Annotated in this window: 13 protein-coding genes and 1 pseudogene; 3 read left to right on the top strand and 11 right to left on the bottom strand. The window is 62.3% G+C overall.

Translation table 11 applies throughout. From position 1 onward, the window contains the following. The 3 genes and pseudogenes from ABUA09_RS05490 to ABUA09_RS05480 all read right to left on the bottom strand — a co-directional run. A pseudogene (locus ABUA09_RS05490) lies at positions 1-540 on the bottom strand (ribonuclease R); the annotation flags it as partial. A 112-nt stretch (positions 541-652) separates the two neighbouring features. After that, positions 653-904 carry a preprotein translocase subunit SecG gene (gene secG, locus ABUA09_RS05485; protein WP_116722178.1) on the bottom strand — a complete coding sequence of 84 codons (252 nt, stop codon included), beginning with the start codon at positions 902-904 and terminating at the stop codon, positions 653-655. 123 nt (positions 905-1,027) lie between these two features. After that, positions 1,028-1,255, bottom strand: a complete 228-nt coding sequence (locus ABUA09_RS05480) for a hypothetical protein (protein ID WP_208319387.1) — start codon at positions 1,253-1,255, stop codon at positions 1,028-1,030. Between the two features lie 119 nt (positions 1,256-1,374). On the opposite strand from ABUA09_RS05480, the gene ABUA09_RS05475 reads away from it, so the two are divergent. Next, a complete protein-coding gene (locus tag ABUA09_RS05475) occupies positions 1,375-1,638 on the top strand; it encodes a helix-turn-helix domain-containing protein (protein ID WP_227151847.1) in 264 nt (87 codons plus the stop codon). A gap of 92 nt (positions 1,639-1,730) precedes the next feature. Here ABUA09_RS05475 and ABUA09_RS05470 read toward each other — a convergent pair whose 3' ends face one another. From ABUA09_RS05470 to ABUA09_RS05435, 8 genes are all read right to left on the bottom strand, one after another. Beyond that, entirely contained in the window at positions 1,731-3,584 is a 1,854-nt protein-coding gene (locus ABUA09_RS05470) for an FtsX-like permease family protein (RefSeq protein WP_279203579.1), read from the bottom strand. Next, on the bottom strand, positions 3,574-4,341 hold the full coding sequence (locus ABUA09_RS05465) for an ABC transporter ATP-binding protein (protein ID WP_208319389.1): 768 nt from the start codon (positions 4,339-4,341) through the stop codon (positions 3,574-3,576). Before ABUA09_RS05465 ends, ABUA09_RS05470 begins: the two co-directional genes overlap by 11 nt. A gap of 104 nt (positions 4,342-4,445) precedes the next feature. Next, positions 4,446-6,296 carry an asparagine synthase (glutamine-hydrolyzing) gene (asnB, locus tag ABUA09_RS05460; RefSeq protein WP_058118310.1) on the bottom strand — a complete coding sequence of 617 codons (1,851 nt, stop codon included), beginning with the start codon at positions 6,294-6,296 and terminating at the stop codon, positions 4,446-4,448. A 123-nt stretch (positions 6,297-6,419) separates the two neighbouring features. After that, positions 6,420-8,546 carry a CocE/NonD family hydrolase gene (locus ABUA09_RS05455; RefSeq protein ID WP_279203584.1) on the bottom strand — a complete coding sequence of 709 codons (2,127 nt, stop codon included), beginning with the start codon at positions 8,544-8,546 and terminating at the stop codon, positions 6,420-6,422. Between the two features lie 132 nt (positions 8,547-8,678). Further along, on the bottom strand, positions 8,679-8,978 hold the full coding sequence (locus ABUA09_RS05450; RefSeq protein WP_033117302.1) for an AtuA-related protein: 300 nt from the start codon (positions 8,976-8,978) through the stop codon (positions 8,679-8,681). Between the two features lie 27 nt (positions 8,979-9,005). Further along, positions 9,006-10,352: an acyclic terpene utilization AtuA family protein gene (locus ABUA09_RS05445; RefSeq protein WP_058118308.1), complete on the bottom strand. Its 1,347-nt coding sequence runs from the start codon at positions 10,350-10,352 to the stop codon at positions 9,006-9,008. A 54-nt stretch (positions 10,353-10,406) separates the two neighbouring features. Continuing rightward, entirely contained in the window at positions 10,407-11,780 is a 1,374-nt protein-coding gene (locus ABUA09_RS05440; protein WP_075704496.1) for a CitMHS family transporter, read from the bottom strand. A gap of 281 nt (positions 11,781-12,061) precedes the next feature. Then, a complete protein-coding gene (locus ABUA09_RS05435) occupies positions 12,062-13,417 on the bottom strand; it encodes a sigma-54 interaction domain-containing protein (protein WP_195608236.1) in 1,356 nt (451 codons plus the stop codon). Positions 13,418-13,581: 164 nt separating this feature from the next. On the opposite strand from ABUA09_RS05435, the gene udk reads away from it, so the two are divergent. Beyond that, positions 13,582-14,208: a uridine kinase gene (gene udk, locus ABUA09_RS05430; protein ID WP_033117306.1), complete on the top strand. Its 627-nt coding sequence runs from the start codon at positions 13,582-13,584 to the stop codon at positions 14,206-14,208. A gap of 322 nt (positions 14,209-14,530) precedes the next feature. Then, a complete protein-coding gene (locus ABUA09_RS05425; protein ID WP_033117307.1) occupies positions 14,531-14,737 on the top strand; it encodes a hypothetical protein in 207 nt (68 codons plus the stop codon). Positions 14,738-14,745: the final 8 nt, after the last annotated feature.

Below are 14,745 nucleotides of genomic sequence, written 5' to 3'. Positions count from 1 at the left end.
GCCCTCCAGGGCCGCCGGCTCCACCGCGGAGGGCGCCAGCTCGGCGGCGGCCCGCACGGGGGCGGGAAAGTCCCGCGCGATGCCGTACTGGGAGAGGATGGCCTCCACGCTGGCCCTGCGGGTGCCGTCCCGGCCGAAGGCGGCCTTGAGGGTGCCCATGGGGGGCAGCTTGGCGCTGCCGAAGCTGCTCATGGACACGGCGATCTTGTCGCCGGGGCGGATGGAGGAGGTGCGTCCCACCACCTTGACGGCGTGGGGCAGGCGGTCGCTGCTGGGCTGGACCCAGACCTCGCGGCCACGGCGCTCCACCGCGCCGATGACGGTGCGGTTGCGCCGCTCCAGCACGGCGGTGACAACGGCGGTCTGCCGGTCCGGGTCCTTGGGGTCCGGGCGGATCACGGCGGATACCTTGTCGCCGTTCCAGGCCCCGCCGTCGCAGCGGGGCGGCACAAACAGGTCCGATTCCCGGCCCTCCGCGCCCTCAGGGGTGAAAAAGCCGAAGCCCTTGGAGGAGGCCTGGTAGATTCCTTGTAAACTCATAAAATGGATGATCTCCTTTGTATCTCATAACAGTCGATTCTAGTATAACACAAAAGGCGCCTGCGCAACAAAAAAGGACGCCCTCCTGTTCGGAGAGCGTCCCGGAAGCCTCTCAGGCCGCAGTGTTGGGCATCAGCGTCAGGACCATGGTCAGGATCATAAAGCCGATGGCGACCCACTTGGTCCAGCGGGCCAGCTTTGCGTCCCAGCTCTTGGCCTTGTTCTTGGACAGGAAGGTATCCGCGCCGCCGGCGATCGCGCCGGACAGGCCCGCGCTCTTACCGGACTGGGCCAGCACCACAAAGGTGAGGAATACGGCGCCCAGCACCTGGATGATGGTGAGGATCAGCTTGACAGTAGCCATGAAAGCATCGTTCCTTTCAAGCCCCAAGGGGCGTGGTCAGCATAAAATGGGCGCAATCACGCCCGAACAGTAATCAGTATATTACCACACTTTTCGAGGGAATGCAAGTCCCAGTTTGCGGGTTTACACATCCTTTCGGTTCGGAGCGGCTTCCCGGAGTTTTTTGAAGCGCGCATACTCGGCGAGAAGGGCCAGCAGATGGTCGTTTTTCCGATGGGCAGAGTCTGCGATCCCTGAGAGCTCTTCGGGGGAGATGGTTTTGACGGAGATGAGCCGGTCCAGTGCGTCAATATTTCGTATCATCCACAGGACAAGAGCTTGCTGTTCCGGGAGCAGGCATCTAAAACGCAAGATAAATTTTAGGGACTCCCAGTCTAGGCGTTTATACATTTTATACACCCTTTCTTTGCGATGGAATGTATACATTCCAATAATAGCGGAATTTTAGTGTAATATCAAGAGCGAAATGTATGAATTCCAATCAGTGGGAGAGCGTCATGTCACACAAGCTGAAACAGGATGTTTCGATTGGCGGCAATCTGAAACGCCTTCGCCTGAAAGCTGGATATACGCAGGAAGAGGTGGCTGCAAAGCTCCAAACAATGGGGCTTGCGGTGAGCCGAGAAATGCTATCTCAAATGGAACAGGGGAAATACAGCATACGCATCAGCGTATTGGCGGCGCTGCGAACATTGTATAAAACGAATTTTGAGGACTTCTTTGCTGGGCTGTAAGTGTGGGCAGGGAAGTCCTTTTTATCAAATTTATCAAAAGCGGTGGAAAAGAGCCCGGCGGAGACAACCATCTCCGCCGGGCTTCTTTTCTACTATCTGTTTTCCTTCAGAATACGTCTGCTGCCGCAGTAGGTGGCCAGGAAGTAGGCCCCATAGATGACCAGGATGAAGCAGGCCGTGACGGCGGAGCTGGCCGCCGAGTCCACCCGGCCCACCTGGGCAATGACCGCGTTGGCCGCCGTCATACCCACCGCGGCATGGACCACCGCCAGGGCCAGGGGGAGGAAGAAGGCCAGGAACACCTGGGTGAATACGGACCGGCGGCGCATCTTCTCCGGGGCGCCCAGCCGGGCCAGAATGCGGTAACGGGGGGCGTTGTCCGCCGCCTGGGAGAGCTGCTGGAGGGCCAGCACCGCCGCCGCCGTGAGAAGAAAGACCATGCCCAGATAGAGCCCCATGAAGAGGACCAGGATCTTGGAACCCATATTTTCCATATACACCCCGATCCGGGTGCCCAGGTGGAAGGAGGTCTCCTCCGTGTGGAAGTCGGGGGAAGCATAGGCGGCGTTGAGGGCGTCCTCTGCGGCCTGCTTGTCGCCCCGGTAGTTTGCGGCAAACACCTGGCGCCGGGGAGAGAGGCGGGCGGCTGTCTCATCGGAGACCACGGCCAGCCCGGTGAAGGCGCCGTAGCCCGTGAGAACGGGCTCCCGACTCAGCGCGGGGAGCGCGGCCGCGGCCAGGGGGGCCTTTCCCTGCATCGCCATCAGGGCGTTGTAGTCGCGCAGGGACACCGCGGCGTTCGCCTCCTCGTCGGAAAAGCCGGTGAGGACGGGATCATTATAATAGAGGAGAAAGTCCAGGCTGTCCTCCAGCAGGGCGTCCGTGTCGAAGCCGGCCTCGGTGAGCCGGGCGGAGATGTCCACCCGGACGGTGTCGCCGCTGTAGTTCTGGATGGTGAGGTCATAGGGGGCGGCGGAGGCGGTGCTCTGCTCAATGGTGTTGTTGAGGCCCACGCAGCAGGCGGTGATCCCGATGGCCAGCAGCAGGAGCAGACAGATCACCGTCATGGAGAGATAGGTGGTGTGGATGCGGCTGTTGAACTGCCGCAGCACAAACATATTGAGACCTTTGTAGTAGAGCTTTTTCCGGCTCTTCACCACCCGGAGGAGAAAGCCCGAGAGCGAGCGGAAAAACAGCAGGGTCCCCAGGGTGCCCAGGGCCAGCATGAGGAAAAAGAGCGGGTCGATATAGAGCAGTCCCCGGAGGAGCAGCATGGCATAGGCGGCGAGCAGCAGCGCGACGCCGGCCAGAAAGGTGAGCACGCTCCGCCACAGGGGGCGCTCCCGCATCTCCTCGTTTCTGCGCCCGCTCTGCATGAGGTCGATGAGCCTGGCCCGGGAGACGGACAGACCGGTAAAGACCATGACCAGCAGGAAGATGACACCGAAGTAGAGGGCGGTCTTCCCCACGGCCTTTCCCGACAAAACCAGGCCGAACGCCTCCCCGGAGGGATAGGCGGAGAACATGGCGATGGTGAGCAGACCCAGGCCTTGGGAGAGGAGGATGCCCAGGAGGATGCCGGTGACCAGGGCGGCCAGGCCGATGAGCAGGGTCTCCAGAAAGAGGAGGAGGGAGACCCGGGCCGTGGGGAGGCCCAGCAGGAAATAGGTGCCCAGCTCCCGCTTGCGCCGCTTCATGAGGAAGGTGTTGGCGTAGAGGATGAGGCAGGCGAGCACAACAGAGACGAAGGCGGAAAAGACGTTCATGAAGATGAGGATGCTCTCCACCATGTAATGGGCGCTTTTCGCCAGCATCTGCATGCACCACTGGCTCTCCAGGGAGTTGAACACATAGAAGATGCTCACGCCGAAGGTGAGGGTGAGAAAATAGACGGAGTAGTCCTTGAGGCTCCGTGTGACGTTGCGCAGGGCCAGCTTAGAGAACATCGGCGCCGTCACCTCCCAGTGTGCTCACGACCTCGAGAATGCGGCTGAAGAAGCTCCGGCGGTCCTGCTCTCCCCGCAGCAGCTCCCGGTAGAGCCCGCCGTCCTTGATGAAGAGGATGCGGCGGCACCAAGAGGCGGTGAAGGCGTCATGGGTGACCATGAGGATGGTGGCGCCCCCGGCCTGGTTGAGGGCGGAGAGCTGCCGGAGAAGCTGCCCCGCGGCCTTGGAGTCCAGGGCCCCGGTGGGCTCGTCGGCCAGCACCAGGGCCGGGTGGGTGATGATGGCCCGGGCGGCAGCCACCCGCTGCTGTTCGCCGCCGGACATCTGATAGGGATACTTGTCCAGGACGCGCTCCAGCCCCAGCAGGGCGGCCGCCTCCGTCACCCGCGCGTCGATGGCCCCGGCGGGTGTGCCCAGGATGGTAAGGGACAGGGCGATGTTCTCAAAGCCCGTGAGCGTGTCCAGCAGGTTGCAGTCCTGGAAGATGAAGCCCAGCCTTTCCCGCCGGAAGCGGGACAGGGCGGCGCCCCGGAGCGCGGTCACGTCCGTGCCGTCCACGGTGATGGAGCCGGAGGTGGGGGCGTCAATGGTGGAGACGCAGTTGAGCAGCGTGGTCTTTCCGGAGCCCGAGGCCCCCATGATGCCCACGAACTCGCCGGGGAGAACGTCGAAGCTCAGGTCGCTGAGGGCGGTGGTCCGGTTTCCGCGGCTGCCGTAGACTTTTTCCAGGTGTGAGACAGACAGAATGGGTTCCATAGGAAAACCTCCTTCGTAGTAACCAGAGTCTACTACGAAGGAGGTAAAATTCCCTTGAGAAGGTGTGAAGAAAACCTAAAGTTTCTCTGTCGGCGGCGGACGGCTCAGACCGTCAGATGGAACCGCTCCATCCAGACGTTGAGCTGCACCAGGTAGGCCAGCATCTGGGGACCGGCCATGAGCTGCCCGAACCAGGGCCGGCCGTAGTCGCCGGCGGAGGTGAGCAGGCCCTCCCGCAGGGCCCGGGCGTTCACCAGGGCGTGAAGGGGGGCCGCCGGGTCATCCAGAATGGCGGCCAGCCGGGCGCGCACCAGCTCTTCGTAGAGGGGATTGTGGGTCTTGGGATAGGGGGACTTGGGCCGTGTGCGCACGTCCTCGGGCAGCAGCCCCTCCGCCGCGTCCCGTAGCACCTGTTTGCGGCGGCCGTTCATGGCCTTCATGCTCCAGGGGATGTTCCAGACGTATTCCACCAGGTGGTGGTCGCAGAAGGGGACCCGGACCTCCAGGCCGGAGGCCATGGACATGCGGTCCTTCCGGTCCAGCAGGGTGGTCATGAACCAGTTGAGGTTGAGCCAGGCCACCTCCCGTCGCCGGGCGTTCTCCGGGTCCTCCCCCTCCAGCCGGGGCGTCTGGGCCACGGACGCCCGGTAGCGGTAGTCTACATAATCCGAGACGCCCAGACGCTTCCACAGTCCGGCATCAAAGACCTCCCGCCGGGCGTCCAGATCCCGGCACCAGGGGAAGGTGTCGGCGTGGAGCATTTCGGGCCGCTCGAACCAGGGATAGCCGCCGAACACCTCGTCGGCGCACTCACCTGAAAGGGCCACCACATGCCGCTCCGCCACCCGGCGGCAGAAATAGAGGAGGGAAGAGTCCACGTCGGCCATGCCGGGCAGGTCCTTGGCCGCCACCGCGTCGTCCAGCAGGGCGCACAGGTCCGGTATGGGGCAGGTGAGCACGGTATGCCGGGTGTGGAAGGCCTCCGTCATCCGCTCCACCCAGGGCTGGTCGGCGTCGGGCTGGAAGGAGGAGGGCGTGAAGTATTTGGCGTTGTCCGTGTAGTCGAAGGAATAGGTCTCCAGGGCGGGCAGCCCCCGGCGCTGGTAGTCCCGGGCCGCCACGGCAGTGATCACACTGGAGTCCAGCCCGCCGGAGAGGAAGGTGCACAGAGGCACGTCGGACACCAACTGCCGGGTGATGGCGCCGGTGACCAGCTCCCGGACCCGGAGCACGGTGTCCTCATAGTCGTCGGTATGGGGGCGGCTTTCCAGGGACCAGTACCGGCGCTTGCGGACGCCGCCCCGGCTGATGGTCATGGAGTGGGCCGGCTCCAGCTCCTTTACCCCGGAGAATACGCCGCAGCCGCTGGTACGGGCCGGGCCGATGCCCAGTACCTCGCACCATCCGGCGGCGTCCACCCTGGGCGTAAGGCCGGGATACTGGAAGAGAGCCTTGAGCTCGGAGCCAAAGACCAGCGCGCCGTCGTCGGCCAGGGCGTAAAAGAACGGCTTTACACCGAAGCGGTCCCGGCAGGCGAAGAACTGGTTTCGGACTCCGTCCCAGATCACAAAGGCGTAGATGCCCTCCAGCCGGGCGGGGACCTCCTCTCCCCAGGCCATATAGGCGGTCAGGAGGACCTCGGTGTCGGAGCTGGTCTCGAAGCGATAGCCCTGGTCCGAAAGCTCCCGGCGGAGGGCGTCCGTGTTATAGAGCTCTCCATTGTAGACGATGGTATATTCCGCGCAGTCCCGGGTCCGGGTCATGGGCTGACGGCCCCGGTCCGGATCGATGACGGCCAGCCGCCGGTGGATCAGGGCCCCGGCGGGACAGAGCCAGGTGCCCTTGTCATCGGGGCCCCTGTGATTGAGCGCCTCCCCCATAGAATGGGCAATGGCCGCCCACTGGGGGCGGCCATTGTCCCTGTCGAACGAAATGAAGCCGGCAATACCGCACATACGCAACACACTCCCTTCTGCATTCACCTTAGTACATGCAGAAAGGGGATGTTTGCCCCGGATGGAAAAAAGTCCCCGGACCTTCACAGAAAGTCCGGGGACTTAGCCCGAAAGGGAGGGGACTTACGCGCCCAGGGAGAGTGTGGGCAGCGTGACCGAGCTGGGGTACTCGCCGCCGATGTAGATGGTCTGGTTGGCGATCTTGGTCTCGGTCTGTTCGGCCCAATTGCCCACGGTATTGGTGTGGTTGCTGAACTCGGGGAAATCGGAGGAGGAGATGTCGATGCGGATGCGGTTGCCGGCGGAGACGGTCCAGACGATAGGCAGGGACTCGATCTCCATCTCCACCACCTGGCCGGGGACATAGTCGTAGACGGCCTGTGCATAGCGGTCGTTGCGGTAGGCCAGGGTCAGCAGCCCGTTTCTAATGTTGTGGGCGGTGCCGTCGGCGTCCACTTCGCTGATGGTATAGGTGAAAGCGGTGTCCTCCACATCGGTGCTGACGAAGAGATTGGCCACCAGGTTTCCGGCCAGGGTGGTGTCCTCGGCCAGAGGATCGCTGACGAAGCTGATGACGTCGGAGCGGTAACCCGCCGGGGAGAGGGGATGGCTTCCCCGCAGGTCCTTGGTGTTGTATTTGCTCTCCGCGTTGCTGCCGCCGTTGCTGTTCAAAAAGCACTCGCCGCCCTCGGCCCACTTGGGGTCGGCAGGGTCGTAGACATAAGAGACGGTACCGCCCGTGGAGGCCTTATCCCCAGACAGGAGATAGGCCGTGCCGTCGGACTGGGCGGGCTCCTTGGTGAGATAGTAGGTCAGTTCCCCGTCGCTCTCCAGGGGGAAGGAGTCCAGGTGGACCCACTCGTCATCGCCCACCACGTAGGCGTCCACGCCGGTGGCGGGCACCTTGCCGTTGACCATGATGCTGTAGAACCAATTGAAGGTGTCGGTATTTACATCGTAGGCGTAGTTGTCTCCACCCTTCCAGCCAGTGGTGTAGCCGAAGCCGTGGTTCCAGGAGCCCAGCACCATGTGGCTCTTGGCTTTGGTCTCATCGCTGAGCAGGTTCCAGCCCTCGATGGTACCCTCGAAGTGGTGGTCGTAGTAGCCGCCGAAGATGGTGGTGGGCACGTCGATCTTGCCGATGGCGTTCTTCAGGTCGCCCCAGACGCCTTCATTCCAGTAGTCGTCGGTAAAGTCCGGATGATTGACCCAGTCGGCGTAGCCTTCTACAGGGGTGCCCCAGAGATCGGTATCCACGCTGATCTGGGGGAGGTATTGGGCGGACTCCAAATAGAAATCATAGGAGTACTTGTCGGTGCAGTTCTGGAGGGTCCAGGCGGTGATATTGTCCACGGCCACCAGTCCGGAGTGGCTGACGGAGAGATTGCGCAGCACTCCGTAGCACTGGACATGGAGGGCCTCTACCTTATCAGGCAGGCTGTCTCCCACGATCCAGGTGGTGAGGGCCAGGTAGGAGTGACCGTGCATGCCGATGCTTTTGACCCAATCCTGATCGTTGAGCCAGTTCAGACTGGCGATGCCGTCGGCACGCTCGTCCACGTTGGCCACATACTCGCCCTCGGAACCGCCCTTGCCCCGGCAGTATTGATAGACGTAAGCCATGCCGCGCTTGGCATATTCCTCGCCCAGCGTATTTTTGGTCTCCTCCTGATTGGGGTAGGGCCCGCGGGTGAAGGCGGTGGGCCAGGGGCCGTCGCCGACCGGCTTATAGACCACGGTGCGCAGCTTCACGCCGTCATCCATCGGGACCATGACCTCATACCGCTCATACGCGTAGGTCTCTTTTACATCGTAGTCATTGGCACGGATGGTGTTGCGGGTGAAAGCCATGGAACTGGCCGCCGCGGTGGCAGAGGCGCCGTCCACGGTGATGTCGGCATCCAGGTACTGCTCGAAGAAGGACTGGTCCACATAGATGCGGTCGTCCTTCATGGTCATGGCCGCGCTGACGGCTCCCTCCACATAGCTCACGGAGGTGGTCCTGCGCAGCGGCTGGATTTGGATGGAGTAGACGCTGTTGGAGACGGTGGCGGTCTGGGTGGCCTGATCCCACTCCACAGAGAAGCCCAGGTCCTCGGCAATGGCCCGGAGGGGAACATAGGTGATCTCCGACTCCGTCAGAACCGGGTAGTGTTGGGGGGAGGTGTCGGACTCGGCGGCCAAGGCCGGGAGCGCCAGGGACAGTGACAGTGCGCTTGCCAGAAGCAGGGACAGAGTACGCTTTCTCATGGATACATTGCCTCCTCTATTTTTATTGTTATGGGGATATCGTAAAGAGGGGCGGCACGCGAAGGTGGAAACGCGTGCCGCCCGGGCAGAGAAGGGGAAAAACGGCTCTTGTGGGAAGAGCGGGGGAAAAACTCAGATGTCCATGTCCAGCAGATAGGAGGACAGGCCCTTGCCGTGCATGTCCACGGAGAGGGAGCGGGTCACTCCGCCGCCCAGAGCGGCGTACATGACGAAGTTGAGGGCGTGGATGTTGGGCAGCTCATAGCGGACTACCTCGCCCTTGACAATGCCCTTGAAGTGCTCCTTCACCTTTTCAGCGGTGACCTTTTCGCAGAGCATGGCGTAATCCTTGGGGTCGTATGCGATGAGGGACACATTGGAGATGTCGCCCTTATCGCCGGTGCGGGAGTGTGCAATATCCCAGAGTTTCATGGCTGATACTTCCTTTCTGTCCCTGAATCAGACTTCAAAAATTTCGGCTTCCGGCTTCACGTCGTAGCGGCTCACCAGGATGGAGGCCACGGACACGATGTCGCGGGTGCGCTTCACAGCGCCGCAGCCGCCGGCAGGGCCGTTGGTGTACAGGGCCTCCACCTCGTTGCCGATGAGGTCGGCCTCGGCCTTGGTCTTGGCGCGGCCGGCCACGCGGACCCGGACCTCGCTGGGCTCCTCGTTATACCGGTAGTCGGGATTCCAATAGAGGCTGTTGCAGCCGATGAGGTCGAACTTCAGTTCGTCAAACACGCCGGGGGCCACCAGCTCCAGACGCTCCTTGACGATCTCCAGCGCCAGCTTGGCGCGGGCGACGCAGCCGGGGCCGCCGTAGCTGATCTCGCCGTCGCCGATGTAGCAGTCCTTGTAGCCGATGGAGCATTTGAAGGTCTCGGTCTTGGGGCGGCCGGTGGCTCCCTCCACCTGGATCTTGTCCTTGGACACCTCGGTAAACTTGACCTGCTTGAAGTCGGCCACCACGTCGGGGGTCAGATACTTCTCGGGGTCATGGATCTCATAGCAGATCTGCTCGGAACAGGTCTCCACGGTGACCATGCCGCCGGCCTCGGGCACCTTGGTGACGAAGAAGGAGCCGTCCTCGGCGATCTCGATGATGGGGAAGCCCAGGTGCCCCACGCCGGGCACGTCCTTCTTGCCGGGCTCTGCGAAGTAGCCGCCGGTGACCTGACCGCCGCACTCCAGAAGATGACCCACCATGGTGCCCTTGCCCAGTTTGTCCCAGTCCTCCAGGGACCAGCCGAACTCGTGGATGAGGGGGGCCATAAAGATGGCGGGGTCGGACACGCGGCCGGTGATGACCACATCGGCGCCCAGGTCCAGCGCCTTCAGAATGCCCTCCACGCCCATATAGGCGTTGGCGGAGACGATCTCGCCGGGCAGCTCCCGGAGGGGCTTGTGGGTCTCCCACACCTCGGTGTCCATGTACTTGTCGATGACGGGCAGCAGATCGTCGCCGGTGACACAGGCGATTTTCATGCCCTGGAGGCCGTGCCTGCGGGCGATCTCCACGCAGACCTTGGCGGCGGCCTGGGGATTGGCGGAGCCCATGTTGGTGATGACCTTCACTTTGTGCTTCCAGGCCAGGGGGAGGGCCTTCTCCATGCGGTGCTCCAGCAGGCCGTTATACCCCTTGGTAGGGTCCTTCAGTTTGGCCTGCTGGCCGATGGCGATGGTGCGCTCCGCCAGACACTCGTAACTGATGTAGTCCAGATTGCCCTTCTCAATGAGCTCCAGGGAGGGCTCCAGCCGGTCGCCGGCATAGCCCGCACCGCTGCCGATACGGATGGTTTTCATAGCGTAACTTCCTTTCTAAATCGTAAATGCGGTAAGGGAGGGATCGACGTTCTGTCAGATGGTGATGCCGCCGGTGAGGACGCCCACCACCAGCATGATGAGGGAGAGCAGCCATACCAGAGGGATGGTCTTTTTCTGGTGCTCGCCCAGATCCACGCCGGCCAGGCCCACCAGCAGGAAGGTGGAGGCGGTCAGCGGAGAGACGGGGAAGCCGGTGGTCATCTGACCCAGGATAGCGGCCTGCCCCACGTTGACGCCTGCCACGCCGAAGCCCTCGGCGGTCTGTGCCAGCACGGGCAGCACGCCGTAGTAGAAGGAGTCGGGGTCAAAGAGCAGGGAGGCGGGCATGGAGATGACGCCCACGATGATGGGGAAGAAGCGGCCCAGGGAGGCGGGGATGAGGCTGGTGAGGGCGCCAGCCATCTCGGTGATCATGCCGGTGCCCTTCATGATGCCGGTAAAGCACCCGGCGGCGAAGAGGACGGAGCACATCATCAGGCACTCCTTGGCGTGGGCGTCCACGCGGGCCTTGGACTCCTTGACGTTGGGGTAGTTGATGACGGTGGCCAGCACGTAGAACACCATAAAGACCACCGCGGGGGCGAAGCCGGAGAACAGCAGGGAGACGATGGCAGCGATGATGAGGATCAGGTTGACGGGGAAGAGGTGGGGCCGCAGCAGGGCCTTCTGCTCTTCGGTGAGCTCGGCCATGGTGACGGCGGCGCTGCCCAAGGACACAGAGCCGATGCGGGCCTTCTCACGCTTACCAAGCAGGGCGGAAAAAACAATCACGCACACAAGGCCCACGATCACGGCGGGGAGGATGGGCATGAACAGCTCTTTGACCACGTCTACGCTCAGGGCGGTGGCGGCGCGGATGGTGGGGCCGCCCCAGGGGAGGATGTTCATGGTGCCGGCGGCCATCGCCACGATGGCGGCCAGGGTGGTGCGCTTCATGCCCACCGCGTCGTACAGGGGAACCAGCGGGGGTACACAGATGAGAAAGGTGACGGCGCCGGAGCCGTCCAGATGGACGCACATGGCCAGGATCGCGGTGCCGATGGCGATCTTCACCGGGTCGGTGCCCATCATCCTGGTGATGCCGCCGATGATGGGACGGAAGGTGCCCGCGTCGGTGAGGATACCGAAGAACAGGATGGAGAAGATGAACATGACGCCGGTGGCGGCCACGGAGCCGATGCCGGAGGAGCCGGTGATCATCTTGCCCAAGCTCTTGAAGTTGGCGACGAAGTCAACGACGCCTTGGGTTCCCTCGGGCGCGCCCTCGGGGACCACCGAGATAAAGAAACATGCGATGATGCCGGTGACGACCGGGACCGCGATGAGCGCCACCAGCGGGGACGCCTTTTTGGTCATGATCAGGATAAGCATGAGGATGACCGTGATGAAACCGAGTGCTGCTAACATGCAAGAAACCTCCTCTTGTAGTAATGCAACCAATTCCAACGTTGCTTGCACCCCTGTATAGAAGCAAAGGCCGTGCCAATTTTGCCGAAGCGGGGCGCAAAAAATCCGAAACACCTGATGCCCCAGGGTGTTTCGGATTTTTGGACCGTAGGCGGTCAGACAGTCGGTCGGCGGGTGGACTTCTAAAATTTTGGAAGCGGGCGACCCGGGGCGGCGCAGGAAGGGGAAAAAAGTCTTTTGAGATGGGCGGTTCCAGCAAATTAGAAGCGAATTCTAAAAATTTAGATCTCCGACGCCTTCAATTTGTTGTAGAGGCTGGCCAGGGAGATTCCGAGCTGCGCGGCGGTCTTTTTCTTCCCCTCCAGGCTGGAGCCGTTCTGTTCCAGCAGGCGGCTGATCTCCCGCTTTTCAAAGGCGCGGGTCCGCTGGGCCAGGGTAAGGAGGGGGGCGGACTGGGGGTCATGGGGCAGGCTGTCGGGGAGCGATTCCTCCGTGATGATGCCGGAGGAGGAGAGGTAGGCGGAGAACTCCAGCACGTTGCGCAGCTCCCGGACATTGCCGGGCCAGTCGTGGGCCTGGAGGCGGCTCACCGCGTCCCCGGTGAGGGAGAAGCTGCGGTGGAGCTTGCGGGAGAGGTCGTCCAGGATGGCGTCGGCCAGAGCGGGGATATCGCCGGGGCGCTCCCGCAGGGGCGGGATGTGGACGGGAAAGGTGCTCAGCCGGTAGTAGAGATCCTTGCGGAACCGGCCCTGGGCCACATAGTCCGGGAGGTTCGCGTTGCAGGCGGCAATGACCCGCACATCCGTGTCCAGCTCCTTGACCCCGCCCACCGGGCGGACCTTTCTCTCCTGAAGCGCCCGAAGGAGCTTGGCCTGGAGGGCCAGGTCCATCTCGGAGATCTCGTCTAGGAAGAGGGTGCCCCCGGCAGCGGCCTCAAAGAGCCCCAGCTTGCCCCCCTTTTTGGCCCCGGTAAAGGCCCCCTCCACATAGCCGAAGAGCTCGGACTCGAGCATGTTGGGGTTGAAGTTGGAGCAGTTGATGGCCACAAAGACCCCCTCCCGGCGGGGGCTGTGATTGTGGATGGCCTGAGCGTACAGCTCCTTGCCGGTCCCGCTCTCCGACTCCAGCAGCACAGTGGCGTCGGTAGCGGCGATTTTCTCCGCCAGGGCCTTGACCTGGGCGGCGGCGGAGGTGACGGCCACGATGTCGTCAAAGGTGTATTTCGCGCCGTTGGCCCGGCTGATGCTGCGCAGGACCTGACGGCTGCGCCGCTCCATGGCCTCCAACTCCTCCCGGGTCTGATAGGCGTCCTCCAGGAAGGTGACCACGGAGAGGCCGCCGGCCAGGACTCCGTCCTGATAGATGGGGTAGAGATTGACGAAATAGAAGTCCTGGATCTCCTGCCGGGTGATGTGGAGGATGGGCGCTCCCGCCTCCAGCACATCCGGAAGCCGCGCGCCGGGCCGCAGGTCCCGCAGCCGGTAGCCCTCGATCTCGCCGATATCGCCCCCGGCCTCTTTGTTCAGAAAATCCCGATAGGCCCGGTTTCCAAAGACGATGCGGCCCTCGGTGTCGATGATGGTGATGCCCTCCCGCATGGCGTCGAAGGCGGCGCGGGCGGCGGCGTTGAGCTCCACAGGCTTCCCTCCTTTTTATGCTGTCGGTGCATCCGATTATAGACTCTCGGGCGGCGGCGCGCAAGAGGGAGAGAATTGACGATTCTCCATTGTCAAGCGCGTCCCCGGCGTTTATAATGAAAAGAAGATCGAAAAAAGACAAAAAGCGGGGGCGAAGAGAGCGCATGGACACCATGATCATCGGGATAGCCGGGGGGACCGGCTCAGGCAAGACCACCCTGACCAAAAAGCTCCAGGAGGAGTTTGGAGCGCATGTCAGCGTGCTCTACCACGACAACTATTATAAGTCGCACAGCGAAATGCCCTTTGAGGAGCGGACCAGACTCAATTACGACCACCCGGACGCCTTCGATACCGGGCTGATGATCCGGGATATCCAGGCCCTCCAGCGGGGGGAGACGATCCGGTGTCCGGTGTACGACTACACCATCCATGACCGATCCGGCGAGACCGTGGAGGTCCGCCCCACCAAGGTCATTCTGGTGGAAGGCATCCTGATCTTTGAGAACAAGGCCCTTCGGGACCTGATGGACATCAAGATTTTTGTGGATACCGACGCCGATGTGCGTATCCTCCGCCGCATCACCCGGGATGTGAAGAAGCGGGGGCGGAGCCTGGACTCGGTGGTCAGCCAGTATCTCACCACCGTCAAGCCCATGCACGAGCAGTTCGTGGAGCCCTCCAAACGGTTTGCCGACATCGTGGTGCTGGAGGGAGGCCGCAACCTGGTGGCCCTGGATATGATCATTCAGCGCATCAAAAGCCATGTGGAGGCGGAAGAGACGCCATAACAGAAGAGCGGCGGACAGCGCGGCCCGGTCTCCCGAGGGGGACCGGGCCGCGCTGTCTGTCCCCGACGGGCACAGGCGGAGGAGAAAAAGAGTGAATTTAAGAATGTGACCCGGATGTAACCGAAGAGGTCTATGCTGATGCCGTTAGCTGGGCACGGGAACATGTGACGGTAAAGTTATAAAAAGAAGAAGAAAAATAAAATGCAAAAGAAAAATGTAAAATGTGACTGAAATGTAACCGAGGCGCGGTAAGCTGTAGACACTCCGCAGGAAACGGCTCCGTGATCTCGGAACGGACAGTCCAAAGGGGGGATCAACAGGCATGAAACAGACTGGAGAACGGGAGACTTTCGTCGTACGCATCCTGAACACCCAGAACGCCACGTGGCAGGGGACCGTCACCTGGACGGACGGGAAGCGGATGGAGTCCTTCCGAAGCGCTCTGGAACTGATCAGGCTGATCGACAGTACCTTACTGGAGCAGGGTGCTCCGGACACGGAAGGACCCCCAGAGGGGGGAGAGGCGTAGCGAAACAG

It is taken from the genome of Intestinimonas sp. RTP31139st1_F5_RTP31139_211217 (assembly GCF_040226735.1).
Classification (GTDB): Bacteria; Bacillota; Clostridia; order Oscillospirales; family Oscillospiraceae; genus Intestinimonas; species Intestinimonas butyriciproducens.
The sequence above is the reverse complement of the archived record's forward strand: the minus strand, read 5'-3'. Positions and strand labels throughout refer to the sequence as shown.